At 66.0% G+C, this 26,938-nt stretch carries 21 protein-coding genes and 1 rRNA gene; 17 read left to right on the top strand and 5 right to left on the bottom strand.

The window, feature by feature from the left end:
• A 5S ribosomal RNA gene (gene rrf, locus CAG41_RS11195) occupies positions 1–89 on the top strand; the annotation flags it as partial.
• 214 nt (positions 90–303) lie between these two features.
• A complete protein-coding gene (gene mrdA / locus CAG41_RS11190; protein WP_085584632.1) occupies positions 304–2,196 on the top strand; it encodes a penicillin-binding protein 2 in 1,893 nt (630 codons plus the stop codon).
• Between the two features lie 12 nt (positions 2,197–2,208).
• On the opposite strand, the gene CAG41_RS11185 is transcribed toward mrdA, so the two are convergent.
• On the bottom strand, positions 2,209–3,168 hold the full coding sequence (locus CAG41_RS11185; RefSeq protein ID WP_085640644.1) for a LysR family transcriptional regulator: 960 nt from the start codon (positions 3,166–3,168) through the stop codon (positions 2,209–2,211).
• Positions 3,169–3,323: 155 nt separating this feature from the next.
• Here CAG41_RS11185 and CAG41_RS11180 point away from each other — a divergent pair, with 155 nt between their 5' ends.
• The 3 genes from CAG41_RS11180 to CAG41_RS11170 are packed head-to-tail and all read left to right on the top strand — an operon-like array spanning position 3,324 to position 6,327.
• Positions 3,324–4,625: an MFS transporter gene (locus CAG41_RS11180; RefSeq protein WP_085584628.1), complete on the top strand. Its 1,302-nt coding sequence runs from the start codon at positions 3,324–3,326 to the stop codon at positions 4,623–4,625.
• An 8-nt stretch (positions 4,626–4,633) separates the two neighbouring features.
• Positions 4,634–5,389 (top strand): class II aldolase/adducin family protein, encoded by a 756-nt coding sequence (locus CAG41_RS11175; RefSeq protein ID WP_085584626.1) that lies wholly within the window; start codon positions 4,634–4,636, stop codon positions 5,387–5,389.
• An 8-nt stretch (positions 5,390–5,397) separates the two neighbouring features.
• Positions 5,398–6,327, top strand: a complete 930-nt coding sequence (locus tag CAG41_RS11170; protein WP_085584624.1) for a glyoxylate/hydroxypyruvate reductase A — start codon at positions 5,398–5,400, stop codon at positions 6,325–6,327.
• Here the strand turns inward: CAG41_RS11170 and CAG41_RS11165 are convergent.
• Positions 6,321–7,256 (bottom strand): LysR family transcriptional regulator, encoded by a 936-nt coding sequence (locus CAG41_RS11165; RefSeq protein WP_085584622.1) that lies wholly within the window; start codon positions 7,254–7,256, stop codon positions 6,321–6,323. The two genes, CAG41_RS11170 and CAG41_RS11165, sit on opposite strands and share 7 nt — an antisense overlap.
• A 161-nt stretch (positions 7,257–7,417) precedes the next feature.
• Between CAG41_RS11165 and CAG41_RS11160 the strand changes: the two genes are divergently transcribed.
• The 7 genes from CAG41_RS11160 (at position 7,418) to CAG41_RS11130 (ending at position 17,033) form a co-directional block, all read left to right on the top strand.
• On the top strand, positions 7,418–8,728 hold the full coding sequence (locus CAG41_RS11160; RefSeq protein WP_085706995.1) for an MFS transporter: 1,311 nt from the start codon (positions 7,418–7,420) through the stop codon (positions 8,726–8,728).
• 20 nt (positions 8,729–8,748) lie between these two features.
• Positions 8,749–9,978: a Zn-dependent hydrolase gene (locus CAG41_RS11155; protein ID WP_085630831.1), complete on the top strand. Its 1,230-nt coding sequence runs from the start codon at positions 8,749–8,751 to the stop codon at positions 9,976–9,978.
• A 202-nt stretch (positions 9,979–10,180) separates the two neighbouring features.
• Entirely contained in the window at positions 10,181–11,206 is a 1,026-nt protein-coding gene (locus CAG41_RS11150; RefSeq protein WP_085584617.1) for a histone deacetylase family protein, read from the top strand.
• A gap of 229 nt (positions 11,207–11,435) precedes the next feature.
• The gene (locus tag CAG41_RS11145) at positions 11,436–13,340 is read left to right on the top strand and encodes a sigma-54-dependent Fis family transcriptional regulator (RefSeq protein ID WP_085584615.1); all 1,905 of its coding nucleotides are present in this window, start codon (positions 11,436–11,438) and stop codon (positions 13,338–13,340) included.
• Positions 13,340–15,064: an ABC transporter ATP-binding protein gene (locus CAG41_RS11140; protein ID WP_085695278.1), complete on the top strand. Its 1,725-nt coding sequence runs from the start codon at positions 13,340–13,342 to the stop codon at positions 15,062–15,064. Before CAG41_RS11145 ends, CAG41_RS11140 begins: the two co-directional genes overlap by 1 nt.
• A complete protein-coding gene (locus CAG41_RS11135) occupies positions 15,061–15,738 on the top strand; it encodes a S8 family serine peptidase (protein WP_085584611.1) in 678 nt (225 codons plus the stop codon). Before CAG41_RS11140 ends, CAG41_RS11135 begins: the two co-directional genes overlap by 4 nt.
• Entirely contained in the window at positions 15,735–17,033 is a 1,299-nt protein-coding gene (locus CAG41_RS11130; RefSeq protein ID WP_085706994.1) for an NAD(P)/FAD-dependent oxidoreductase, read from the top strand. Before CAG41_RS11135 ends, CAG41_RS11130 begins: the two co-directional genes overlap by 4 nt.
• Before the next feature lie 108 nt (positions 17,034–17,141).
• Here CAG41_RS11130 and CAG41_RS11125 read toward each other — a convergent pair whose 3' ends face one another.
• A complete protein-coding gene (locus CAG41_RS11125; RefSeq protein WP_085706993.1) occupies positions 17,142–18,632 on the bottom strand; it encodes an aldehyde dehydrogenase in 1,491 nt (496 codons plus the stop codon).
• Positions 18,633–19,026: 394 nt separating this feature from the next.
• Here CAG41_RS11125 and CAG41_RS11120 point away from each other — a divergent pair, with 394 nt between their 5' ends.
• A complete protein-coding gene (locus CAG41_RS11120) occupies positions 19,027–19,227 on the top strand; it encodes a hypothetical protein (RefSeq protein ID WP_085584605.1) in 201 nt (66 codons plus the stop codon).
• 311 nt (positions 19,228–19,538) lie between these two features.
• Here the strand turns inward: CAG41_RS11120 and CAG41_RS11110 are convergent, their stop codons facing one another.
• Both CAG41_RS11110 and CAG41_RS11105 read right to left on the bottom strand, forming a co-directional pair.
• A complete protein-coding gene (locus tag CAG41_RS11110) occupies positions 19,539–19,895 on the bottom strand; it encodes a hypothetical protein (protein WP_085584601.1) in 357 nt (118 codons plus the stop codon).
• A gap of 155 nt (positions 19,896–20,050) precedes the next feature.
• Positions 20,051–21,997: an amidohydrolase gene (locus CAG41_RS11105; protein WP_085630821.1), complete on the bottom strand. Its 1,947-nt coding sequence runs from the start codon at positions 21,995–21,997 to the stop codon at positions 20,051–20,053.
• A 369-nt stretch (positions 21,998–22,366) separates the two neighbouring features.
• Here CAG41_RS11105 and peaA point away from each other — a divergent pair, with 369 nt between their 5' ends.
• The 4 genes from peaA (at position 22,367) to peaD (ending at position 26,927) form a co-directional block, all read left to right on the top strand.
• Positions 22,367–23,947, top strand: a complete 1,581-nt coding sequence (gene peaA / locus CAG41_RS11100; protein ID WP_085584597.1) for a quinohemoprotein amine dehydrogenase subunit alpha — start codon at positions 22,367–22,369, stop codon at positions 23,945–23,947.
• 82 nt (positions 23,948–24,029) lie between these two features.
• Positions 24,030–25,460 carry a quinohemoprotein amine dehydrogenase maturation protein gene (gene peaB / locus CAG41_RS11095; RefSeq protein WP_085706992.1) on the top strand — a complete coding sequence of 477 codons (1,431 nt, stop codon included), beginning with the start codon at positions 24,030–24,032 and terminating at the stop codon, positions 25,458–25,460.
• Position 25,461: 1 nt separating this feature from the next.
• Positions 25,462–25,785 (top strand): quinohemoprotein amine dehydrogenase subunit gamma, encoded by a 324-nt coding sequence (qhpC, locus tag CAG41_RS11090; RefSeq protein ID WP_033061173.1) that lies wholly within the window; start codon positions 25,462–25,464, stop codon positions 25,783–25,785.
• 23 nt (positions 25,786–25,808) lie between these two features.
• Positions 25,809–26,927, top strand: a complete 1,119-nt coding sequence (peaD, locus tag CAG41_RS11085; RefSeq protein WP_085584593.1) for a quinohemoprotein amine dehydrogenase subunit beta — start codon at positions 25,809–25,811, stop codon at positions 26,925–26,927.
• Positions 26,928–26,938 lie beyond the last annotated feature (11 nt).

Below are 26,938 nucleotides of genomic sequence, written 5' to 3'. Positions count from 1 at the left end.
CCTGATCCCATCCCGAACTCAGAAGTGAAACGATGCATCGCCGATGGTAGTGTGGGGTTTCCCCATGTGAGAGTAGGTCATCGTCAAGATTAAATTCCGGAACCCCAACTGCGAAAGCGGTTGGGGTTTTGTTTTGCCCGCAGGAAAGTTTCTGGACGCATCCAGCCGTCGCACCGGCACCACCGTTGAAGGAATTCCTTCTGAAGTGACCCGGCAGTTTTTGGTATGGTGCAGCTCGTTTTTTAACGGACTGATGTCACGCCCATGGATCGGCGCTCATTTTGTCAAAGAGTGGCTGCAGAAATGCCCGAACCCATTCCGATCAAGGATCACGAGAAAGAGACGCGCCTGGTCAACAAACGGCTGATCGCCTGCGCGTTGTTTGTCTTTGCGATCAGTTGCGCACTGGTGGTGCGCCTGTACATCCTGCAGGTGGTGGAGTTCGACTACCACTCGACCATCTCGGAAAACAACCGCGTACACGTCTTGCCGATCCCGCCGACCCGCGGCCTGATCTATGACCGCAACGGCGTACTGCTGGCCGACAACCGCCCCAGCTACAACTTGACCATCACCCGGGAACGCGCCACCAACGTCAGCCAGGAACTGGACGAGGTCATCGAGCTCCTGCACCTCCCCGCCGAAGACCGCACGGTGTTCGACAAGGCCATGAAGCAGTCACGCCACCCGTTCACGCCGGTGACGTTGTTCTACGAGCTGACAGAGGAACAGATCGCCGTACTGGCGGTGAACGAGTTCCGCTTGCCGGGCCTGGATGTCGAACCGCAGTTCGTCCGTCACTACCCGCTGGGTGCGCACTTTGCCCATTCCATCGGCTATGTCGGTCGAATCAACGAAAAAGAATCCAAGACCCTCGATTCCGTGGAATACCGCGGCACCCAGTCCATCGGTAAGACCGGCATCGAGCGCTTCTACGAGGCGCAGCTGCATGGCCACGTCGGTTATGAGGAAGTCGAGACCAACGCCCAAGGCCGTGTCCTGCGTGTGCTCAAGCATACCGATCCGGTGCCGGGCAAGAACATCGTCCTGAGTCTGGACGTCAAGCTCCAGGAAGCGGCCGAAGCGGCTTTGGGGGATCGGCGCGGTTCGGTGGTGGCGCTGGATCCGGCCACCGGTGAGGTGCTGGCCATGGTCAGCAACCCCAGCTTCGACCCGAACCTGTTCGTGACGGGCATCAGCTCCAAAGAGTACTCGGCGCTGCGCGACTCCATCGACCGGCCGCTGTTCAACCGCGTGCTGCGGGGCCTCTATGCGCCGGGCTCGACCATCAAGCCGGAAGTGGCCATCGCCGGGCTCGATGCTGGCATCGTGACGCCGCAGACCCGGGTCTTCGATCCCGGTTACTACCAACTGCCTGACTACGATCACAAGTACCGCAACTGGAACCACAGCGGCGACGGCTGGGTGGACATGGATGCCGCGATCATGCGCTCCAACGACACTTACTTCTATGACCTGGCGCACAAGCTCGGCATCGACCGCCTGCACGATTACATGGCGATGTTCGGCCTTGGCGAGAAGGTCTCGCTGGACATGTTCGAGGAGTCGCCGGGCCTGATGCCTTCCCAGGCCTGGAAGCGCGCCACCCGCCGTCAGGCCTGGTTCCCGGGTGAGACGGTGATTCTCGGCATCGGCCAGGGCTACATGCAGGTCACGCCGTTGCAACTGGCCCAGGCCACGGCGCTGATCGCCAACAAAGGCGTGTGGAACCGCCCGCGCCTGGCCAAGACGGTCGACGGTGTCGCGCCGGTGGACGAACACCCGATGCCGAACATCCGGCTCAAGGATCCGCGTGACTGGGAACAGGTCAACCACGGCATGCAGATGGTGATGCACGATGCCCGCGGCATCGCCCGTGCGGCGGCGGCCGGCGCGCAGTACCGCATCGCCGGCAAGAGCGGCACGGCGCAGGTGGTGGCGATCAAGCAGGGCGAGCGCTACAACCGCGAGAAGACTTTGGAACGTCACCGCGACAACGCCTTGTTCGTCGGCTTCGCCCCGGCGGAGCATCCGCAGATCGTGATCTCAGTGATGATCGAGAACGGAGAGGCGGGCGGTCGGGTCGCAGGTCCCGTGGTGCGGCAGATCATGGATGCCTGGCTGCTCGATCAGGACGGCCACCTCAAGCCGCAGTACGCCGCGCCGACCAAGCCCCAGGGCGATCCTCACGTCTGAGCCGGCAAAGGCTTACAGCACAGGCTCACGCAGGCTGAGCATGTGCTGGAAGCTGTCGAGGAACACGGTCTCGGCCTGGGTCATCTTCTGCTCGCGGTTCCACAGTAGCTGTATATCGAAATCCACCACCCCCTCTTCCGGCGGCAAACGCCAGAGCAGACCTTGCTCGACGTCCCGTCGCACCAGGTGAACCGGCAGGCAACCAATGCCGAACCCTGCGCAGATCAAGCGGTAAATCTCTTCGAAACTGGTGGATGAGGCAACGATCTTGCCGGTGAAGCCCTGCTGGTCACGGAACAGTGTCAGGGGTGAAAGGTTGCCGCCGAGCTGGTCGCTGGTGAAGCTGACGAAGTGTTCCGCCGCAAGCTGCTGAAGGGTCAGATTCTCTTGTCCGAAAAGTCGATGCCGTTGCCCGCAAAAGTACGCGTAACGCTCGCGGAACAGCACCCGCTGCTCAAGCCGCGGTTGCGGCAAGCGACACAGGCCGACGCCCACCGTGGCGGTTTTCTGCAGCAGGGAACTGATGATGTCCGAGCTGCCCATCACTTCGACTTCCAGCTCGATTTTCGGGTGGGTTTCATGGAAATCGGCGAGGAAGTCATCGTAATGCCGCGCCTGCACACCACTGACGGTGAGGATGCGGATCTTGCCGACCACGTCGTCGTGGCGATTCTCCACCACCGTCCCCAACCGTGAAATGTCGCCGTAGATGTCGGCGGCGATGCGCAGGACTTCTTCCCCGGTTTCCGTCAGGTCGAACCGCCGACCGCTGCGGGCGATCAACACGCAATCCAATTGCTCTTCGAGCCGTTTAAGCGCCTGGCTGACCGCCGACTGGGTGATGTGCAGCCGGGCGGCGGCGCGGCTCATGCTGCCTTCCTGGCCGATCACCAGATAGGTGCGCAACAGGTTCCAGTCGAGGCGGTCGTTGAGAAAGCGGCGGCCCGCCCAAGGGGTGGAAGTCGAGGTCATGCACGCTCCATGTAGTAGCAAGGCTAATAGTAAGGATAAGTTTTTGAAAATTGACTAATCCTTTCACGGAAGCGATAAAGCCCACAAGCGCCACAGAGCGCCACCGCCAGCCGCTTCGACACCTGCCCAAAACTATAAATACACAGGGTTCTTGCATGCACACCACCGCTCAGCCGCGCCGTGCCGCCGCCGCTGCCTTCATCGGCACGACCATCGAGTTCTACGATTTCTACATCTACGCCACGGCCGCCGCCCTGGTGCTCGGACAGGTGTTTTTCCCCAGCGGCGATCCGGTGACCAGCACGCTCGCCGCGTTCGGCAGCTTCGCCGTCGGCTTCATCGCCCGCCCCATGGCCGGCATGGTGTTCGGCCATCTGGGCGACCGCCTCGGACGCAAGAAAATGCTGCTGGTGACCATGGCCCTGATGGGGTTGGCGACCACCGGCATCGGCCTGTTGCCCAGCTATGCCAGCGTCGGCATCTGGGCGCCCGCGGGCCTGATCGTGCTTCGCCTCATCCAGGGCATTTCCGTCGGCGGCGAGTGGGGCGGGGCGGTGCTGATGGCCAGCGAGCATGCGCCGGCCGGGCGCAAGACGTTCTATGCCTCGTTCGCGCAACTGGGCAGCCCCGCCGGGTTGCTGCTGGCGTTGATCGCATTCCGCCTGGTGACGTCGCTGGAGCCTGAGGACTTTCTGGCCTGGGGCTGGCGTCTGCCGTTCCTGGCCAGCGGCGTGCTGATGACGGTCGGGCTGATGATCCGCTCCGGCGTGCACGAGTCGCCGGAGTTCGCCAAAGCCAAGGCCAGCCACCAGACCGCCCGGCACCCGGTGAAGGATGTGATCCGTCAGTGCTGGCGGCAGATCCTGTTCGCGGCCGCCGCCGTCACCATCGGTTCGGCCGGGTTCTTCTTCACCAACACCTTCATGATCACGTACGTCACCCAGTATCAGGGCATCCCAAGGGCGACGATCCTCGATTGCCTGTTTCTGGTGACGGTCATTCAGTTGCTGTCGCAGCCGCTGTCCGCGCTGTTGGCCGAGCGCATCGGCGAGGGCCGCTTCCTGACGCTGGTCGCGTTGCTGTGCATGGTCACGCCGTACCCGATGTTCCTGCTGGTCGGCACCCAGGACATCGTGTTGATGACGCTCGGCATCGCCGTGGCGGTAGTGATCCTGTCGGCGCTGTACGCGGTGGTCGCCGGGTACATGACCCGGGCGTTCCCGGTGCATCTGCGCTATTCGGGGATTTCCATCGCCTATCAGTTGAGCTGCGCCGTCGCCGGCGGCACCACGCCGCTGATCGGCACGCTGCTGGCCAGCAAGTTCTCCGGGCAGTGGCTGCCGCTGGCGGTGTTCTTCACGCTGCTGTCGGCCCTGTCCCTGATCGGCGTTTGCGGCCTCGCCCGGCTGCGCGCCAATCCCGCCGTCCTTCCTTCCAACCAAGAGGTGTATTCGTGAGTGCTTTTATGAGTAGAACGGCCCAAACCGACCCGGTCGAATGGCAGGCGCGCTGCGAACTGGCCGCGCTGTATCGCCTGATCGCGCACTTTCGCATGACCGACCTGATCGACACCCACATCACCCTGCGCATTCCGGGGCCGGAGCATCATTTCCTGATCAACCGCTACGGGGTGATCTTCGACCGCATGCGCGCCTCTGACCTGGTGCGCATCGACCAGGACGGCCGCATCGTCGACCCCGCGTACGCCGGGCACCGGGTCAACGCCGCCGGTTTCGTCATCCATTCGGCGATCCACATGGCGCGCCCGGACCTGAACTGCGTGATCCACACCCACACCGCCGCCGGCATGGCGGTGGCGGCGCAGAAGCACGGGTTGTTGCCGATCAGCCAGCACGCGCTGAAGTTCTACGGAAAACTGGCTTACCACACCTACGAAGGCATCGCGCTGTCGCTGGACGAGCGCGAGCGACTGATCGCCGATCTCGGCCCGCACCGGGCGATGATCCTGCGCAACCACGGGTTGCTGGTGGGCGGTTCCGGCGTGGCCCAGGCGTTTCAGGAAATCCACTTCCTGGAGCGCGCCTGCCAGGCTCAGGTGCAGGCACTGGCCGGTGGTTCCGAGCTGCACTTCCCGTCGCCTGAGGTCTGTGCCCACACCGCCGAGCAGTTCGACCGTGACGAGCAGGACAACATCATCGACCTGGCCTGGCAGGCCGCGTTGACCCTGATCGAGTCCCAGCGCGAGTCCTACACATCGTGAGCGCCGACATGAACACCGTCGCGCTGTTGTCCCGCGACACGCTGCTGCTCGCGCAATTGCAGGACGCCTTCGCCCGGCGTGCGCCGCACTTGGCGGCGGTGCTGGCCGAAGATCCACAGGCGATCCGGGCTCAGGTGGCGGCGTGCTGGTTTCCGTTGCCGGGCAGCCTGGGCGCGTTGCCGAACCTGCAGGTGATCCATTCGGTGGCCGCCGGTATCGATCACCTGGCGCACGACCCGTCCTGCCCGGACTTGCCGGTGTGCCGGGTGGTCGATCCCGGCCACCGCCAAGGCATGACCGAATACGTGCGTTGGGCGGTGATCCACTATCACCGGGGGTTCGACCGGGCGCTCGGCCATCAGGCGAACCGACATTGGGAGCGGCCGCCGCAACGCCCGGCGAGCCGGTTCAGGGTCGGGGTGATGGGGCTCGGCTCGCTCGGCAGCGCGATTGCGCAGGATCTGGCCGGCGCCGGTTACGACGTGCGCGGCTGGGCCCGCAGGGCCAAGGCGTTGCCCGGCGTGCAGACGTTCGCCGGTTCAACGGCCTTCGACCCGTTCCTCGAAGGGGTGGAGTTGCTGGTCAACCTGCTGCCGCTGACGGCCGAGACCCGGGGCATCCTCAACCGTCGCACGTTCGGGCGCTTGGCCGACGGCGCCGCGCTGGTCAACGTCGGGCGCGGCGCGCACCTGAATGCCGACGACCTGCAACAGGCGTTGGCCGACGGAAAACTGCGCGGCGCGCTGCTCGACGTGTTCGAACGGGAACCGCTGCCCGCCGACCACCTGCTGTGGACGACCCCCGGCGTCACCGTCACGCCGCACATGGCGTCGGCGGCGTCCCACGATTGCATCGCCGAGCAGATCGCCGAGAACGTCCGGCGCCTGAACGCCGGCGAGCCGCTGCTGAACAGTGCGGACCGCCTGCTGGGTTACTGATCGGCCAGGCACGCCTGCAAGCGTTCGATGAACAGCGTTTCGGCGCGGCTCATGCGTTGCTCGCGGTTCCACAGCATGTGGATGTCGACATCGGCGATCCCTTCGTGGGGCGGCAGGCGCCAGAGCAATCCGGCCTCGACGTCCGCCGCCACCACGTGTTCGGGCAGGCAGCCGATGCCGAATCCGGCGATCACCAGTCGCCGGACTTCCTCCAGGCTCGGCGAGGACGCGACGATGCGCCCGCTGAAGCCCTGTTGATCGCGGAAAATGGTCAGCGGCGAGAGCATCCCGCCGATCTGGTCGCTGGTGAAACTGACGAAGTTCTCGCGCTGCAGATCGCTCTGGCTGACGTCCTGCCGTCGGAACAACGGGTGGTGCTTGCCGCAGAAAAACGCGTAGCGCTGGCGCAGGAACAGGCGCTGTTCCAGGCGCGGCTGCGCACGCCGGTTGAGGCTCAGGCCCAAGGTCGCGGTCTTCTCTTGCAGGGCGCTGACGATGTCCGAGCTGCGCATCACCTCCACCTCCAGGTCCACGCGGGGGAATTGGCGGTGGAAGTCGGCGAGAAAATCGTCGAAACGCTCGGAAAAGATCCGGCTGATGATCAACAGCCGCACCTTGCCGATCACTTCGTCCGCCGGCTCGCCCAGCAGGCTGCTGACCTGGGACACCTGTCCGTAGATTTCGCCGGCCAGCGCCAAGAGCTGTTCGCCGACCTCGGTGAGGGCGAAGCGCGGGCCGCGCCGGGCGATCAGTTGGCGGCCCAGTTGTTCTTCCAGGCGCTTGAGGGCCTGGCTCACCGCCGGTTGGGTCAGGTGCAGGCGCGCGGCGGCGCGGCTGATGCTCAGTTCCTGGCCGATCACGCGGAAGGTGCGCAGCAGGTTCCAGTCGAGGCGGTCGTTGAGCAGGCGTTGCAGGTCGCGTTCGGCCATGGCGGCCCTCGATTATAAGGTGGCGTAATAATCGGAATAATAAATAGAAAATTGACTGATCATAGCCCCGGAACGATAAATCACTCCACGACAGGCGCCAGCAGAGCGCCGCGATTTGCCGTTCAACTCCTGCCAGAAAAATAACCAAAGGAGCCCGACCCATGAAGCCCCACGCTTCGAACCAGCCGCGCCGTGCGGCGGCCGCCGCCTTCATCGGCACGATGATCGAGTGGTACGACTTTTACATTTACGCCACGGCCGCCGCGCTGGTGTTCGGCGCCTTGTTCTTCCCCTCCGGCGATCCGCTGTTCAGCACCATGGCCGCCTTCGGCACCTTCGCGGTGGGCTTCTTCGCCCGGCCCTTGGGCGGGATCGTTTTCGGCCACATCGGCGACCGCATCGGGCGCAAGAAATCGCTGGTCATCACGCTGCTGATGATGGGCGTGGTCACCGTGTGCATCGGCCTGCTGCCGACCTATGCGCAGATCGGCGCGACCGCGCCGGTGCTGCTGATCCTGCTGCGGGTCGTCCAGGGCATCGCCGTCGGCGGCGAGTGGGGCGGGGCGGTGCTGATGGCCGGCGAGCATGCGCCGAAAGGCCGGCGCAATTTCTTCGCGTCGTTTGCGCAGTTGGGCAGTCCGGCAGGTCTGATTCTGTCGCTGCTGGCGTTCGGCGCCGTGACCCGACTGCCGGAAGAGGACCTGATGAGCTGGGGCTGGCGGGTGCCGTTCCTGGCCAGCGCATTGTTGCTGGTGGTCGGTCTGGCCATTCGCCTGGGGGTGAACGAATCGCCGGAGTTCCTCGCCGGCCGCGAGCAGGCCCGGCAGCAGGCCCGCAAGGAACAGGCACCCGTGATGGAAGTGCTGCGCACCGCGTGGCGGCCGCTGCTGCTGTGCATCGGCGCCAACACCCTGGGCATCGCCGGGGTGTATTTCACCAACACCTTCATGATCGCCTACACCACCCAGCAATTGGCGCTGCCGCGCTCGCTGATCCTGGAGTGCCTGTTCTTCGTCGCGATCATCCAGTTCTGCATCCAGCCGCTGGCGGCGTGGATGGCCGAGAAAATCGGCGCGACGCGGTTCCTGTGCCTGGTGTCGCTGCTGGCGATGGCGTCGCCGTACCCGATGTTCGTGTTGGTCAGCTCGGCCCAGGCGCCTTTGATCATCCTCGGCATCGCCCTGGCGGTGGTGTGCATGGCCTCGTTCTATGCGGTGATCGCCGGTTACGTCAGCGGCATGTTCGAGACCCGCGTGCGCTACACCGCGATCTCGCTGGCCTATCAGGTCTGCGGCGCGGTGGCCGGCGGCCTGACGCCGCTGATCGGCACGATGCTGGCGCACCGGTTCACCGGCCAGTGGTGGCCGATGGCGGTGTTCTACAGCCTGATCGCCGCCGTTTCGCTGGTCTGCGTGCTGTCGCTGGCGCGCCGTCACGCCCTTGCCCACCGCGCGGAAACGGTCCGCGCCTGATGACTGTTCTGGAGAGTTTCATGCTGAAGATCAACGGTGAACGCCTGTGGGCGAGCCTGATGGCCATGGCCGAAATCGGTGCGACGGCCCGGGGCGGCAGTTGCCGGTTGGCGCTGAGCGACGAAGACAAGGCCGGTCGCGAACTGTTCGCCCATTGGTGCCGCGAGGCCGGCATGACCGTGAGCGTCGATGCCATCGGCAACCTGTTCGCCCGCCGCCCCGGCACCGACCCGGACGCCGCGCCTGTGATGATGGGCAGCCACCTCGACACCCAGCCCGAAGGCGGACGCTTCGACGGCGTCTATGGGGTGCTCGCCGGGCTGGAAGTGGTGCGCCGCCTCAATGACCTGAACATCAGCACCCGCAAGCCGCTGGAGGTGGCGGTGTGGACCAACGAGGAGGGCGCCCGGTTCACCCCGGCGATGTTCGGTTCGGCGGTGTTCACCGGCCTCATGGATCTGGACGCCGCGCTGGCCGTGCGCGACGCCGACGGCATCAGCGTCGCCCAGGCCCTGCAGCGCACCGGTTATGCCGGGAACCGTCCGTTGGGCGGCCAGGTCGACGCCTATTTCGAGGCGCACATCGAGCAGGGCCCGATCCTTGAGGACAACGCCAAGAGCATCGGCGTGGTGACGGGCGGCCAGGCGATCCGTTGGCTCGACGTGCGGGTCGAAGGCATGGCCGCCCATGCCGGCACCACGCCGATGGCGCTGCGCAAGGATGCCTTGTACGGCGTGGCGCGGATGATCCAGGCCATCGAAGGGCTGGCGGCGGATTTCGCGCCCGAGGGCCTGACCACGGTGGGCGAACTGTCCATCAGCAAGTCGTCGCGCAACACCATTCCGGGCCTGGTGAACTTCACCGTCGATCTGCGTCATCACCGCGACGATGCCATCGCGGCGATGGAAGCGCAGGTGCGCGCACGCTTGCAGGCGATCGCCGACGGACGGGGCCTGACCCTCACCGTCACGCCGCACTGGATCAGCCCGGCCACGCCGTTCGACGCCGGGTGCGTGGCGGCGGTGCAGGAGGCCGTCGATGCGCTGGGCTACGCTCAGCAACCGATCGTCAGCGGCGCCGGTCATGACGCGATCCACCTGGCCCGGCATTGCCCGACGGCGATGGTGTTCATCCCGTGCGTCGGCGGCCTGAGCCACAACGAGGCCGAAGACGTGCTGCCCGACGACGTGCGCCAGGGCACCGATGTGTTGCTCAACGCCGTGCTGGCCCGTGCCGGGCGGGCTGACTGAGTAGCGCCCTGACCGACGCCTTCGCGGGCAAGCCCGCTCCCACAGGAACCGCGTACAAAACTGTGGGAGCCAGCCTGCTGGCGATAGGGCCCGATCAGACACCCCTCATTTCGATGACACACCGCTATCGCCAGCAGGCTGGCCCCCACAAGGGATCGCAGCCGACTGCATGCCTTAAGCGGACAGACAGGAATTTCACCCCATGCGCAGTTTTTTCCACCCCGAACAATTGCTCCACCATCCTCGCAGCTACTACTCACGCGGGCAGATGCGCACGCCCCAGGAAGTCCCCGAGCGCGCGCAGCGGCTGGTCCAGGCCGCCCACGGTCTGGGCTTTGCCGTCGAGCCACCGGCCGATGCCGGCCTCGCGCCGTTGCTGGCGGTGCACGGCGCGCCCTATCTGGCCTTCCTGCAGGAAGCCCATGCGCGCTGGAAAGAGATCCCCGAAGACTGGGGCGACGAAGTGATGTCGAACATCTTCGTGCGTGAGCCCAACGCCTTGCGCGGCGTCCTCGCCCAAGCCGCGCGCTACCTGGCCGACGGCAGTTGCCCGGTCGGCGAACAGACGTGGCGCTCGGCCTACTGGTCGGCGCAGTGCGCGGTGGCCGGTGCCCAGGCGCTGATCGATGGCGAACCGGCGGCCTACGCCCTGTGCCGTCCGCCGGGGCACCATGCCCGTGCCGAAGCGGCGGGGGGCTTCTGCTACGTGAACAACGCGGCGGTGGCGGCGCAGGTGCTGCGCGGCGCCTTCGGCAAGGTCGCGGTGCTCGACACCGACATGCACCACGGCCAGGGCATCCAGGAAATCTTCTACGACCGCGATGACGTGCTTTACGTCTCGGTGCACGGCGACCCGACCAACTTCTACCCGGGCGTGGCCGGGTTCGCCGACGAGCGCGGCACCGGTGCGGGGGAGGGCTTCAACCTCAACCTGCCGATGGCCCACGGGGCGAGCGAGGCGGACTTCCTCGCTCAACTGGATATTGCGCTGGCGGCGGTGCGCGGGTTCGGGGCGCAGGTGCTGGTGCTGTCGCTGGGGTTCGACATCTATGAGCTCGACCCCCAGAGCAAGGTGGCGGTGACCCGTGAAGGGTTCGCCGCGCTGGGCGAGCGCATCCGCAGCCTGGGCTTGCCGTGCCTGATCGTGCAGGAGGGCGGGTATCACCTGGAGAGCCTGGAGGACAATGCGCGGGCGTTCTTTGTGAATGCCCAGGTGTGGCAGCGCTGAGTTTGTCGTTGCCTCACCGACGTCATCGCCAGCAGGCTGGCGATGGCGTCAGTGAGGACGCCACAGGACAAACCACCTGCTCTCTCTGCGGACTTGGGTTAAACCCGGAGTGTTCATTCAATGCCGCAGCCCAGGCGCCATAAGGCTATTGCCATCGTCCTGACGTTAACGTAAACATTGGCGTCAGGACGCTTGAAAAAGCGCAAAGCGGACCGCTCCGGAGCGCTTGATGACTCTAATAAAAAACACCGGCCCCAAGCCCCACCCCGAAGCCCGCCTGGCCCGGGAACGCCTGCACCTGGAGGGGCAAGTCCCCGACGGCGTGCTGCGTGCCGAGATCGACGCCTCGTGGCGGCGCAGCCTGAGCCACGGCGTGCACTTCAACGCCAAGCATGAGCTGGCGCTGGCCTCCGGCGCGAGCCTGGAGGTGCTGCTGGCGGGCAACCGTTTGCTGATCGACGCCGCGACGCCGGCCATCGACTACCTGGCCGAGCGCCAAGGCAAGGAAGGCCTGATCATCCTCGCCAACGCCGACGCCACCATCCTGGCGGTCGAAGGGCGCGCCGACCGGCTCAAGGGCAGCGGCCTGCAGGACATCACCCTCGGCGCCTGCTGGAGCGAAGCGGCGCGCGGCACCAACGCTCTGGGCACGGCGCTGGTGGAGGCCCGGCCGACCCTGATCGACTGCGGCGAGCATTACCTGGACCGCCTCACCGATTTCTCCTGCACCTCGGTGCCGATCCGCTGTCCTCAAGGCGACATCCTCGGCGTCCTCGACCTGACCCGCGAAGGCCCGCTCGGCCGCGTGCACGACAGCACCGCGCTGCTGAGCCTGGCGGTCAGCCAGATCGAGAGCCGGGTGTTCCGCAACAGCTTTCCCGATCAGATCGTGCTGGCGTTCCACAGCCGTCGGCAGTACCTCGAATCGCCGTGGCAAGGGTTGCTGGCGGTCAGTCTCGGCGGGCAGATCCTGGCGGTCAGCGCCCAGGCCTGCCAATTGCTGGGGGCCGAGCGCGGGGCGCTGGTGGGGCGGCGCTGCGAAGAGTTTCTCGGCGTCGATGGCGTGCAACTGCTGAGCCGCCTGCAACAGGGCGGGGTCGGCAGCGTGCAGACCGCCAAGGGCGAATTCTTCTACAGAACCCTGCGTGCCCCGGCCCGTTCGGTCAACCTCGGCGGCCCGCCGCGCAGCGTGGCGAAAGCCGCCAAGCCGCAACCGGACCTGGACGCCCTGTCCGGCGGCAACGCCCGCTACGCCCGCGCCCTGCGCATGGCCCGCCAAGGCCTGGCCAATGAATTGCCGGTGCTGTTGCTGGGCGAAACCGGCACCGGCAAGGAAGTGGTCGCCCGTGCCCTGCACATGGCCGGCAGCCGTTGCGACAAGCCGTTCGTCGCGGTCAATTGCGCGGCCATCCCCGAGGGGCTGATCGAATCGGAACTGTTCGGCTACCGCGAAGGCGCGTTCACCGGTTCGCGCCGGGGCGGCATGGTCGGGCGCCTGCAGCAGGCCCACGGCGGCACGCTGTTCCTCGACGAGATCGGCGACATGCCGCTGGCCTTGCAGGCGCGGCTGCTGAGGGTGCTGCAGGACCGCAAGGTGGCGCCGCTCGGCGCCGGAGAAGAACAGGACATCGACGTGGCGCTGATCTGCGCCACCCACCGTGACCTCAAGCGCCAGGTCGAGGACAAGCAGTTTCGCGAAGACCTGTTCTACCGGGTCAACGGCATCAGCGTGAAGCTGCCGGCCCTGCGCGAGCGCGATGATTTCAGCGCGCTGGTCGCCCGCCTGCTGGGCAAGCTCGATGCGCCGCACGCGGTGCTGCACGATGAGCTGGCCCGGCTGTTCGCCGCCTATCACTGGCCCGGCAACATCCGCCAACTGGAAATGGTGTTGCGCACCGCTTTGGCCATGCGCGAACCGGGCGAGACCGTGCTGACCCTCGATCATCTGCCCGACAGCCTGCTGGACGAACTGACGGACATCGACAAGCCCCAGGCCGGCAGCCTGCGCGAGAATGAGCTGGACCTGATCCGCCAATCCCTCGACACCCATCAGGGCAATGTCTCGGCCGCCGCCGACGCCTTGGGCATCAGCCGCGCGACCCTGTACCGCAAACTCAAGCAGTTGCGCCCGTGATGCAGCGCCTGATCGTGCGCCTGATCGACAGCCGGAACCCTGCGGCACTGCAGGCGGCGCTGCGCTGGCTGTACGGTTTCGTGCGGCCGCAGCGCTGGGCGATTGCCGGCCTGCTGGCCCTGTCGGTGTGCGCGTCGCTGCTGGTGCTGGTGCAGCCATGGCTGGTCAAGCTGCTGATCGACGACGGCCTGCTGGCGCGCGACTTCCCGGTGCTGGTGCTGATCGCGGTGCTGATGATCGTCGCCGGGCTGCTCGGCACGGCGCTGTCGGGGATCAACCGCTACCTGCACACGCGGTTGTCCGGGCGGATCCTGTTCGCCCTGCGCGACGACCTCTACCGGCATTTGCAGACCCTGTCGCCGGGCTTCTACGGCCAGCGGCGCATCGGCGACCTGATGTCGCGGCTGGACGGCGACGTCGCGGAGATCCAGCGCTTTGCCGTGGACTCGCTGTTCTCGGCGGTGTCGAGCGTGATCGGGCTGGTGGCGGCCATTGCCATGCTGCTGACGCTGTCGTGGAAGCTCTCGCTGCTGGCGCTGGTGCTGATTCCGCTCGACGTCGTGTGGCTGCGCTGGATGCGGCGCAAGGTCGAGCGCGATGTGCGGCATTTGCGCGAGCGTTCGGCGGACATGTCGTCGTTCATGGTCGAGACCTTGCCGGTGATGAAGTTCATCCAGTCCGCCGGCCAGCAGCAACGCGAGGCGCGGCGCCTGGAAACCCTGGGGCAGGGCTACATGGATCAGCTGCTGCGCCTGCAGGTCACGGAGTTCTTCACCCAAGCGGTGCCGGGGACGCTGACCTCGCTGTCCCGGGCCTGCGCGTTCCTGATCGGCGGCTATTGGGTGGTGCAGGGCACCTGGCAATTGGGCGCGCTGATCGCGTTTTCCACCTATCTGGGCATGGCCGTCGGGCCGGTGCAGAGCCTGCTGGGGCTGTACGTGGCGATTCAGCGCATGACCGTCAGCCTCGGCCGGGTCATGGAGCTGCGCGGCGAAGCGCCGACCGTGCGTTCGCCGGACGCGCCGCAACCGCTGCCGGCCTCGGGCGAACTGCGTTTCGAGCAGGTGCACTTCAGCCACCCTGGGCGGACGGGCACTTTGCGCGGGATCGAGGCGACGATTCCTGCCGGGGTGAAGGTGGCCTTGAGCGGCGCGTCCGGTGTCGGCAAATCCACGCTGATCGATCTGTTGCAGCGCCACCACGATCCGCAGTCCGGGCGGGTGCTGCTCGGTGGGGTGGATCTGCGTGAACTGGACCTGTTCGCGTTGCGTCGGCGCATCGCCGTGGTCAGTCAGGACATTGTGCTGTTTCGCGGCAGCCTGGCGGACAACCTGGCCTACGCAGTGCCGGATGCCGGCCGCGAGGCGGTGGCCGAGGTGGCGCGGCTGGCGCAGCTCGACAGCCTGGTGGACACGTTGCCCGAAGGCCTCGACAGCCCGTTGGGCGAGCGCGGCCAGCAATTGTCCGGCGGCCAGAAACAACGGATCGCCATCGCCCGGGCACTGTTGCAGGATCCACAGATCCTGGTGCTCGACGAGGCCACCTCGGCGGTGGATGAAGCCACCGAGCGCGAGGTGATCGAGGCCATCGACCGCCTGTTTGCCGGCCGTACGCGGATCCTGATCAGCCATCGGCCTTCGACGCTGGCGGATGCCGACCTGCGCTTCGAGCTGACCGACGGCGTCCTGGTGTGCAAGACCTGCCTTGAGAACGGTGCGGCATGATGCCTGAGTTGCGGATCGGTGTGGTGGACAGCGGGCACTCGGCGCCGCAGCAGGACCGGGTGCTGGTCGGGCAGCGTTTTGTGCTGGCGGACGAGGGGCTGACGCAATCGGCGCTGCAGGGTGATCCCCTGGGCCACGGCACCGCCGTGTTCGACGCCATCAGCCGCCGCGCTCCGGAAGCGCGGATGTGCGTGGCGCAAGTGTTCGACCGGCGTGGCGTCACCAGCGCCTTGCAGATTGCCGCAGCGATCGACTGGCTGGTGGCGCAGGACGTGCGTCTGATCAACCTGAGCCTCGGCCTGCGCCAGGACCGCAGCCTGTTGCGTGAAGCCTGTGCGGCGGCGGTGGCGCGTGGGGTGCTGGTGTGCGCGTCGAGTCCGGCCCAGGGCGCGGCGGTATTCCCGGCCAGCTATCCGCAGGTGCTGCGGGTGACCGGCGACGCCCGCTGCACGGACGGACAATGGTCGTGGCTCGACAGCGCGCAGGCGGATTTCGCCGCGTGCGTGCACGGCACGCATCCGGGGCAGTCCGGCGCCAGCCTCGGGTGTGCGGCGTTGAGCGGGCACATCGGCGCCTTCCTGTCGGCCCATCCCGAGGCGAGCAACGGCCAGGTGCTTGATTGGCTGCGGGCCAACGCCTGCTATCGCGGCCCTGAGCGGCGGCTCGGCCCATGACCGCACGGATCGTGATTCTCGGTGCGGGGCCGGCCGGTGCGGCGGTGGCGCTGGGGCTGCGGCGCTTGGGCCACGCGGTGACGCTGGTCAGCGAATGGCGGCGCTTCGCGGCGCTGGAAGGCGTGTCGCAGCGGGTGCTGGAGGCCTTGCGCGGCGCGGGCCTGAATCGGGCGCTGGCGGAGGCGACGTTGCCGTCGCAACGGCAGGTGATCTGGAACGGTCAGCGGCATGCACAGAACATCGAATGGCTGTTGGATCGCCCGGCCTTCGACCGGGGGTTGCGCGAAGACTTGCGCCTGGCCGGTGTCGAGGTGGTCGAAGGTCGGGTGCTGAGCGTGCAGTCTTCGGCGGATGGCCAGCGGGTCGAACTGGACGGCGGTCAGGCGCTGGCGGCGGATTTTCTGGTGGAGGCCCGCGGACGCCAGGCGCCGGCGTCCGGCAAGGGCGTGCGCGGGCCGGAGACGGTCAGCCTGCTCAATCGCTGGCAAGGGACGCCGGGCGTGACCGCCAGCGCCGTGGAAAGCCTGGAGGACGGTTGGGCCTGGATGGCGCGCCGGGCCGACGGCCAGTGTTATTGGCAGTGGACGGTGGACGTGAACAGCGCGCAATTGCCGGCCAAGGCGCAATTGCTGGAGCACTGCCGCGAGCGTCGGCGCAGGTCGCAGATGGCACGGACGTTCTTCGCTGACGACGCCGAGACCGACCTGCAGCTGCATGCCCGCAGCAGCACGGCGATCCTGGCGCCGCAGGTGTGCGGCGAGCGTTGGATCCGCGTCGGCGATGCGGCGATGGCGGTGGATCCGTTGTCCGGCAACGGGATTTTCCAGTCGCTGTCGTCGGCCTTGCAGGCACCGGCGGTGATCAACACGCTGCTGCGCAAGCCGGAACGGGCGGCGCTGGCGCAGCGCTTTCACCGGCAGCGGGTGGAGCAGTTGTTCCTGCGCTTCGCGCGCATCGGCCGGGATTTCTATGCCGATGAGCGACGCTGGGCGGACCGGCCGTTCTGGCAGGCGCGGCAGCAGTGGCCGGATGCTGAGGAGGCTCACGCGGCGGCGGACTTCACCGCGCTGCGGATCGAGCGGATGCCGGTGTTGCGCGACGGGTTTGTCGATGAGGCCGAGGTGGTGGTCACGCCGGATCAGCCGTTGGGGATCTGGCATGTGCACGGCGTCGAAGTGGCGCCGCTGATGCGACGGCTGCGCACCGAGCCGGCGCAGCAGGTGCTGGCCGACTTGACGGCGGAGCAGGGGCGGGCGGTGCGCGGCTGGCTGCTGGCCCAAGGGTTCAAGCCTTGAGCCGTGTGTCGGCAGGCCGGGCCTCTTCGCGGGCTTCTGCGGTGAACTCCGATCCTTCAGCTACCTGAGATCCCCGTGGGAGCCAGCAGGCTGGCTCCCACGGGGTTGTTACAGCTTGATCAACACCGACTTCAGCTCGGTGTAATGCTCGATCGCCGCGTAGCCCATTTCCCGCCCGACCCCGGACATCTTGTAGCCGCCGAACGGCAGCGCCGGATCCAGCGCGCTGTGGCAGTTGACCCACACCGAACCTGACTTGATCCGCGGAATCATCCGGTGCACCGCCGCCAGGTCGTTCGACCAGATGCTGGCGCCCAGGCCGTAGGGGCTGTCGTTGGCCATGCGCAGTGCGTCGGCTTCGTCATCGAACGGTATCGCCACCAGCACCGGGCCGAAGATTTCCTCCTGCACCAGCGGGTGCTTCTGATCGACGCCGACGATCACCGTCGGCTTGACGAAGAACCCCGGCCCGAACTGCTCGCCGCCGCAGGCGATGGTCGCGCCGCTGTCCCGGCCGGTTTCGATGTAGCGGTAGACCCGCTCCTGCTGGCGGGCGGAAATCAGCGGGCCCATCTCCACGCTCGGGTCGAGGCCGTTGCCCAGTTTCATGGCGTTGGCGATGTCGCTGATGTCGGCCACCACGTTGTCGAAATGCTTGCGCTGCACATACAGGCGCGACCCTGCGCAGCAGACCTGGCCCTGGTTGAAGAAGATCGCGCTGGCTGCGCCGGCGGCTGCGGTCTTGAGGTCGGCGTCGGCCATGACGATGGTCGGCGACTTGCCGCCCAGCTCCAGGGTGACGCGGGTCATCGAGTCCATGGCGATCTTGCCGATCTGCTTGCCCACGGCGGTGGAGCCGGTGAAGGTCAGCTTGTCCACCAGTGGGTTGTGGGTCAGGGCTGCGCCTGCGGTGATGCCGGTGCCGGTGACCACGTTGAACACGCCTTCCGGGTATCCGGCCTCCATCACCAGCTCCGCCAGTTTCAGGGCGGTCAGCGGGGTTTCGTCGGCGGGTTTGAGCACCACGGTGCAGCCGGTGGCCAGGGCCGGGCCGAGTTTCCAGCAGGCCAGCAGCAGCGGGAAGTTCCAGGCGACGATGGCGCCGACCACGCCCACCGCTTCGCGGCGGATGAAGCTGTGGAACTGGTCGCCGGGCATCAACGGCAGCGACACGTCGACGCTGGTGCCTTCGATCTTGGTCGCCCAACCGGCCATGTAGCGCAGGAAGTCGATGGCCAACTGCACATCCATCACCTGCGCGACCGCCGCGCTCTTGCCGTTGTTCAGGCATTCCAGCTGGGCCAGCAGTTCGGCGTCGCGCTGCATCAGGTCGGCGAGTTTCCACAAAAGGTTCTGCCGCTCCCGGGGGCGGGTGCGGCTCCAGGCCGAATCGTCGAAGGCCTGCCGGGCGGCCAGCACGGCACGGTCGACGTCTTCCGGCGTGGCCCGGGGCACCACGCACAGCACCTCGCCGGTGGCCGGGTTGTGCAGGGGCATGGTCTGGCCGTCGGCGGCTTCGGTCCAGTCGCCGCCGATCAGCATGCGCGGCGGACGCTGGATGAAGGCCGAGGTGGCGGGAAGCAGATACGGCAGGGGCATGGCGAGAACCTCTTGTTGTTCGATGGGATCGGGAGGGGGGCTTTCGCAATAGCCGTCGCAATGGCCGTGCCAAGGGCTGAAAGCGGGCGTGGCTGTGCGCTGGCGCGGAGCAGGACGGGCGAGAAGGAGGGGATTTGTCGCAAAACGCGACAGTCGGTGAGATGCCGGATACGGGGCGCCGCCGTTCAGGCTGGGCCGGAACCCGCTGGGCATGATCGGTCGAGGGCGCGATTGTGTGTCCGAGTGTTGAATCCGGCTGGTGGATTCAAGGGGCCGACGCTACCTTTCGTCTCCATGAACGTTTCGCAGGCGGCATGGGGGGCGGATTCCCGATTGCCGTCATGCGGTGAACCCTGCCACGGAGTTGGCGGGAGAATGTCTGGCAAGGATGTCGATGAACAACAAAACCATTCGATGGATGACCAACCTGCTGTTGTGCATCGGTACGGGATTCATGGTGACGGGGGCCGCGGCTTTGTTGATCGGCGACGTGGTCGAGGCTGAAGAGGTTCGTACGGGGGCCTCGATGGCTGTCGTCAGCTTCTTTGTGATCGTTGCGTCCTATGTGGTCGCGGTACTTGAGGAGGATTTATGACGGTTCTGATCTTGTCCTTGTGGTCGCTTGGCATTCTTTTGCTGATCGCCTTTGCGGTCTACAGGGATCTGCGTATGTCCCCACCGGCCAACCGGAGGCAGCGCCAAAGAGACAGGAAGCAGGCAAGCGGGGCGGTTCCGGCAGAGCAAGGGCTCGCCTGTCGCGAGCCGGGCGCACGGTACGAGGTGCATCCAGACAAGCCTGTTCGCTAGCGCCTGGTAAGGATCGAACGCGCCCGGAACGGGTGAAGGCCGATTCCGGGCAGGCACAACGAAGGACAATCAGGTGCCAGAGGGCTCTTGGCGGAATATTCAGCAGGCGACTTGGCGGGAGATCTCTTGGTAGGTGTCGCTGTCGGCGGCGATCAGCAGGCGGCGCCGGTCCTTGAGGGTCGCCAGGAACGTCACCTCAGTCTCGTGGCCGGCGAGCATGAACCCGGCGATGGCGCCGATGGGGCCCAGCAGCATGGCCCCGGCCACGCCGTAGCCGATGGCGTCCTTGAAGTTGCTGATCGACTCCTCGTTGGCGACTTCGAGGGTCTTGATCGATGAGAGCGGCAGGGTAAGGCCCGGCCATGGGTGCAACGTTGTCCTGAGCGTAAGGCTTCCGTCCCGGTACACGCCGTCACCTTGCAGAAAATCCCCCGCCAGGACCGTGATGTTTGCCATGACGCATCTCCCTGTCAGCACTGGGTGAACAACCATTTCGCGCCGGGACGGGGGGTACGTCAATCGCCGGGCGATGAACTGCCCTGTGACCGGTTGCCGCTGATCGGGCGCGCACGTACGGCCTGCCAGCCGGACGTCCGCGCCGTCAGCGGCGGTTATTGGGCGAAGACTTTGTGTCCGCCCTTCCAGGTTTCCCTCACGGTGATTTCACGGATCTTGCTGGCCGGGACTTTTTCGTCGAGCGGATCGTCATCCAGGATCACGAAATCGGCGAAATGCCCGTCCTTCAGCGAGCCGGCCCACTGGTCGGCATGGCACTGCCAGGCCGCGTCGTAGGTGATGGCTTTCAGTGCCTGCTGCCGGGTCAGGCACTGGCCTTCGTTGAGCACCGGCTGGCGGGCGGCATCCGTGACGAACTTGCCGTTCTCACGCTTGCCTTCCATTTTGCGGGTGACGGCCTGTTCCATGGAGCGCAGCGGGCCCAGCGGCGTGACGGTGCAGTCGCTGTGCAGCGAGATGCGCAGGCCCCGGTCCAGGGCGTCCTGGCACAGGTCGAGCATGCGCGTGGCCTTGTCTTCGAAAATGGCGTTCTCGAACGCGTAGCCCCAGTAGCCGACGTGGCCGATCAGGAAGCTTGGGGAAATGCCCACGCTCTGCAACTGATCCAGGGTGCGCGGGGTGAGCAGCGAGCAGTGTTCGATGCGGTGACGCTTGTCCAGGCCGCTCTTGCCCTTCAGCGCGGTCTTGTAGGCCTGCAGCGTGAACTCGATGGCCCGGTCGCCGTTGGCGTGGATCATCAGCGGCCAGCCGGTGGCCACGGCGTTGTTGAGGGTGGTCTGGTAGGCGTCGGGGAGAGCTTCAGGGGTCGTGTTGTCCGGGCCTGGGTCGCAGAAGTTGAAGTTGCCCACCGGCCGGTCGGTTTTGCAGCAGTACGGTGTGGCCTGATAGCCGGTCAGCCCCTGGTTGGAGCCATCCGACACCAGCTTCACCGAGCCCTGGTAGAAGTGCCGGGCGGCTTCCTTGGTCACCGGCTTGTACGGTGGGATGTGGCTGAAGTCCACGCCGTTGCAGGAGGCCGCATAGCCGATGCGCAGGTTGCGCGGGTGGGTCAGGCCGTAGGCTTCCAGGATCAGTTTGGAGGTCGGGTCCACCATCGCGTCATACAGCAGCGTGATGCCGCGGCTGGACGCCGTATGGAAGTAGTCCTTCATGTACTTGAAGATGTTCACCACGTCCAGCGCCTGCACCAGCGGGATCGACAGGAGGGCGGGCGTGATGCCGGCCTCTTCCTGCAGGTTGCCCTTGGTCACCGACAGGAAATTCTCAAAGGTCTTGTAGGTGTCGCGCAGCGCCTGGCTGGCCTTGTCCTGATGGTGATACACCACGTCGCAGGCGGCGGTGTTGAGGTAGACGGTGTGCATGGAGGCGCTGATCAGCAGCAGCGGCCGGTCGGACACGATGCTGTCCAGGTTGCCGGTGGTGTCGGCGTCCTTGGCGAAATCGGCCTTGCAGTAGAACGCGGTGAGCGTGTTCAGCACGCCCGGCTGCCCGGATTCGGTGAACGGCATCAGCGCGGGGTCGACCATGCGCCCCAGGAACCAGCGCGATCGATCGGCGAAATCCGCTGTGCCGAGCCTGTCCTGGATCCTTGCCTTGAGCCAGGCCCAGTCATAGGGATCTTTGAGCTTCTGGGTTTTCTCCTCGATCGGCCCCAGATCCTCCCAGCCTTCCATGACGCAGGACTGCACGATGTGCGCGTGCGGTTCGATGAGGCCCGGCAGCAGGGTCTTGCCGCCCAGCGAGCGGGTCTGGTAACGGATGCCCCGGGCTTTCATGCGGGCCTCCACCTCGGCCAAGCTGCCCGAGGCGACCACGTCGCCGCCGTGGATGCCCAGCGCTTCGACCCGTTGGGTCATGTTGCCGTCAATCAAGGGGTAGATGGTGCCGCCGGTGAAGACCAGCGATTCGCCGCCGGGCTCCGGCAGCAGCCCGGCGGCCTTGCCGGCGAAGGCCTTGAGGTCGACGGTGTGCTTGAGTGCGTTCCATACCGGGTTTTCGCAGCCGCAATGGGTGCAGCCGTGACCCTTTCCATGTGATCCCATGATCCATTCCTCAGGTTTTCGGTGGTGTGAGGCGTGACGCACTGGCTGTGCGAACAGCAAGCGTAGCAGGCACTTTGATATCGGGGTGTCAGTCGTCGGTCGCGGCGCCGCAGACGTGGCCGTTGTGCTTGTCTCACACTGCAACAGCTGTCGCGAAATGGGACGCGCGGGCCCGTCGCCGGCAGGGTACGGACGCTGCGGTGTGCACGTAACTGCTTGATCGCAAAGCCTGTCCGCAAGCTGGCACGCTCTGTGTATTGCTCAGCTCAGACGTTTCGCTTGCCTCCGTCCGCGCAGCGCCGCCGACGGCGAAACCATAAGAACGACAAGCCACAACAATAAGAAAGCACCGTGCGAGGTTCGACGTTGATGAAGAGAAGACTCCGATCAGGCATGGGCGCCAGCCTGCTGGCCGTGGCCGCTTGCGTGGCCCTGCATTCGCCGCACAGCCTGGCAGCCCGCGACGCCCAGACCATCCTCAGGGAAACCTGCCAGGGCTGTCACACCCCTGAAGCCGGCGACAAACTGAGCCGCATCAGCCACCAGCGCAAGACTCCGGAAGGCTGGCTGATGAGCATCGCCCGCATGCAGACCATGCACGGCCTGCAGATCAGCGACGAGGACCGGCGCACGCTGGTCAAGTACCTGGCCGACACCCAGGGCCTGGCGCCCAGCGAAACCGACGGCGTGCGCTATGCGCTGGAGCGGCGGCTCAACACCGTCGAGCAGTTCGACGAAAAGACCGCGCAGATGTGCGGCCGCTGCCACTCCGGCGCGCGCGTGGCCCTGCAACGGCGCCCGGCCCAGGAATGGGAGCGGCTGGTGAACTTCCACCTGGGCCAATGGCCGTCGCTGGAGTACCAGGCGCTGGCGCGTGACCGCGACTGGTTCGACATCGCCCGCAAAGAGATGGTGCCGCTGCTGGCCAAGCGTTATGCGCTGGACAATCCGGCGTGGCAGGCCTGGCTCAAGACCGCACCCAAGGCTGCGGCGCTGGCGGGGGACTGGAGCTTCAGCGGCCACCTGCCCGGCAAGGGCGAACTGGCCGGGGTGATGAGCGTCACCGCCGACGGCAGCGATACCTTCAAGGTCAGCGTCAAAGGTCAGTACGCCGACGGCAGCCCGTTCAACGGCGACGGCAGCGCCATCCTCTACAGCGGCTACGAATGGCGCGGCAACGTCACCGTCGACGGCGTGACCCTGCGCCAGGTGTTCGCCGCCCAGGGCTCGGCCATGCAAGGCCGGATGTTCGAGGCCGAGCACGATGAGCGGGGCCTGGATTTCGTTGCCGCCAAACAGGGCTCCCAGCGTTTGCTGGCGGTGCAGCCGGGGTATGTGAAGGCCGGCGGCGAGGCCGAAGTGACCCTGATCGGCAGCGGCCTGAACGGCAAACCGGACTTCGGCAAGGGCGTGCAGGTGCTTGCAGTGCTTGAGCAGGACGCCGACCGGATCAAGGTCAAGGTCAAGGCGGCGGCCGATGCCCTGCCGGGCCTGCGGACGGTCAGCGTCGGCGGCCTGAAAGGCCCGAGCCTGGCGGTGTACGGCACGGTCGACTCGGTCAAGGTGGTGCCGGCGTTTTCGGTGGCGCGGATCGGCGAGGGCGGCGGTTCGACGCCGAAAGTCCAAGGCCGTTTCGACGCGGAAGCCTGGGGCAAGGGCGCCGACGGCAAGCCGTACCGCATCGGTGTGTTCCCGGCGCAATGGAAAGTCGAAGCCTTCGACGAGCGCGCCAAGGAAGACGAAGACGTCAAGTTCGCCGGCACCATGCAGGGCGACGCGGGCGTGTTCACACCGGGCGATGCCGGGCCGAACCCGGCGCGCAAGATGTCCACCAACAACGCCGGCAACCTCAAGGTGATCGCCGCCGTCGACGATGCGGGCAAGTCCCTGACCGGCGAAGGTCACCTGATCGTCACCGTGCAGCGCTGGAACAATCCACCCATTCCGTGAGACGGCCTGAACGCACGAGCTTCAGACACTTTTAGGAATGACCGCCGGCCCCGCCAAGCGGGGCCTGCACAGGAGGTTTGCAATGGGCGCCATCTTGAATCTGGTCGAACGCAACCTGCACGAAGTGCACGTCGACGCCGACCGCATGCTGTTCCATATCCCCAGCAGTTCGCTGTTCGCCAGCGATGAACTGACCGGCACCATCATCGATGCGTTGCGCGGTTCCGGCTGCTCCCCGGAAGACCTGGTCCGGCGCCTCGGCGCGCAGTTCGACGGCGAGGCGATCCACGAGACCCTGCGCGAGCTGATCTCGCTGGAGCTGGTCAGCGACGGCTCGCCGCTGACCCCGGACATCGCCGCCAAACGGGTCGAGCGCACGGCCATCAACACCGTGGTGCTCAACGTCAATACCGGCTGCAACCTGAGCTGCACCTACTGCTACAAGGAAGACCTCGACAAGCCGTCCGCCGGCAAGAAGATGGACGTGGAGACCGCCGTCGCCTCGGTGGAAATGCTGCTGCGCGAGTCGCCGGACGAAGAGCGGTACACCGTGGTGTTCTTCGGCGGCGAACCGCTGAGCAACCGCAAGCTCATCGAGTACATGGTCGATTACTGTGAAAGGCGTTTCGGCGAGGCCGGCAAATCGGTGGAGTTCGTCATGACCACCAACGCCACGCTGCTCACCGAAGAGACCGTGGACTACCTCAACGCCCACCGCTTCGGCTTGTCGGTGAGCATCGACGGACCCAAGACCGTGCACGACCGCAACCGCATCACCGTGGGCGGGCAGGGCACCTACGACGTGGTGCGGCGCAAGGCGCAGATGCTGCTGTCGCGCTACGACAGCCGCCCGGTCGGCGCCCGGGTGACGCTGACCACCGGTGTCACCGACGTCGAGACCATCTGGGATCACCTGTTCAACGAGCTGGGCTTTGCCGAGGTCGGTTTCGCGCCGGTGACCTCGGGCGACATCAGCAGCTTCAACCTCTCCGGCGCCGAGCTGGTCGAGGTGTTCGCCAACATGAAGAAGCTGGGCCGGCGTTACCTGGAGGCGGCGCTGGAGCACCGCAACATCGGCTTCTCCAACCTGCACCAGTTGATCACCGACATCCATGAGGGCCACAAGAAAGCGCTGCCGTGCGGCGCCGGGCTGAAGATGCTGGCGGTCGACCACAAGGGCGAGTTGAACCTGTGCCACCGCTTCACCGGCTCGTCGCTGCCGACGTTCGGTAACGTCCATGGCGGCGTGAAACAGGTGGAACTGAACGACTTCCTGTCCCAGCGCCTGGACCGCACCGGCACCGGCTGCCACGACTGTCGGATCCGCAACCTCTGCTCCGGCGGCTGCTACCACGAGAGCTACGCCCGCTACGGCGATCCGGCCCACCCGACCTATCACTACTGCGAACTGATGCGTGACTGGGTGGACTTCGGCATCGAGGTCTACACCCGGATCATGGCCGTCAACCCTGCGTTCATCAGCCGCTACATCACTCCGCGCAAGGCTCACTGACATGAAACATCTCAAGGCAATCAACAACAAAGCGCAGAAGCTCGATCAAGCCGCGGCCGAGAACCGCATCGAAGAGGTGGTGGCGATGAGTTCCGTCGCCGGCTGCGCCTCGACCACGGACCCGGGCTGGGAAATCGATGCGTTCGGCGGGGTGTCGTCGCTGTGCCAGCCGATGGAGGCGGACCTGTACGGCTGCTCCGACCCGTGCTGGTGGCCGGCCCAGGTGCCGGACATGATGAGCACCTACCCGGACTGGAACAAGGATGCCCAGGCGTCCAACGACAATTGGCGCAACCTCGGCACCGTCTTCCCCAAAGACAAATGATCGGTCAGACAAAGGATTCCAGCATGCACAGCATCAAAGCCTGCGGCCTGGCCGCGTTCGCCGTCCTGAGCGCCTGTTCGCTCAGCGCCCTGGCCGATGAGAACACGGCGTTGCAAGACGGTCACGAATACATGTTGACCACCAACTACCCCAACAACCTGCACGTCATCGACCTGGCCACCGACAGCCTGTTCAAGACCTGCAAGATGCCCGACGCCTTCGGCCCCGGCACCGTGCAGCTGTCGCCGGACCGCAAGACCGCGTACGTGCTGAACAACCATTACGCCGATGTCTACGGCGTGGCGCTGGACACCTGCAAACAGGTGTTCCATGCCAGCATCACCCAGCAGCCGGGGGAAAAGGCGCGTTCGATGTTCGCCTTCACCGTCAGCCACGACGGCAAGGAACTGTACGCCATCGCCAACCCGACGCAGATGCTCAACGACCGCTACGAGGTCAAGCAGCCGCGCCTGGACGTGTACGCGACCGACGCCGGGATGAACGCCAAGCCGGTGCGCAGCTTCCCGGCGCCGCGGCAGCTGACGATCATGCAGAGCGGCGACGACGGCACGCTGTATGTGGCGGGGGCCGACGTGTACAAGGTCGACGTGAAGACCGGCAAGTTCGACGTGCTGATCCCCAGCCGCCATTGGAAACGCCCCAACTACAGTGCGCCGGACGTGCTCTATGTGTGGAACCAGCAGACCTACCGGCATGATTTCTCGCTGCTCTACACGGCGGCGAAGTTCAAGGACAAGAAGCAGGATCCGGCCACGGCCGACTACCTGTACGGCCTGTTCAGCGTCGACCTGAAGACCGGCAAGACCGAAACCACGGACTTCGGCCCGTTGACCGAGATCTACTTCAGCGGCATGCGCTCGCCCAAGGATCCGAACCTGATGTTCGGCGTGCTCAATCGCCTGGCCAAGTACGACATCAAGCAGAAGAAGCTGATCCAGGCGGCGAACCTGGATCACTCCTACTACTGCATTTCGTTCAACAAGGACGGCAGCAAGATCTACCTGGCCGGCACCTTCAACGACGTGGCGATCTTCGATGCCGAGACCCTGAAGCAGACCGGCAGCATCAAGCTGCCGGGCGGGGACATGGCGATCACCACGGCGCAGGTGTTTGTCCGGTAAAGGGCGGCGTC

This window comes from Pseudomonas sp. B35(2017) (assembly GCF_002113645.1).
Classification (GTDB): domain Bacteria; phylum Pseudomonadota; class Gammaproteobacteria; order Pseudomonadales; family Pseudomonadaceae; genus Aquipseudomonas; species Aquipseudomonas ekonensis.
Note: the sequence above shows the minus strand (reverse complement) of the source record. Positions and strands in the feature narration are given on the sequence as shown.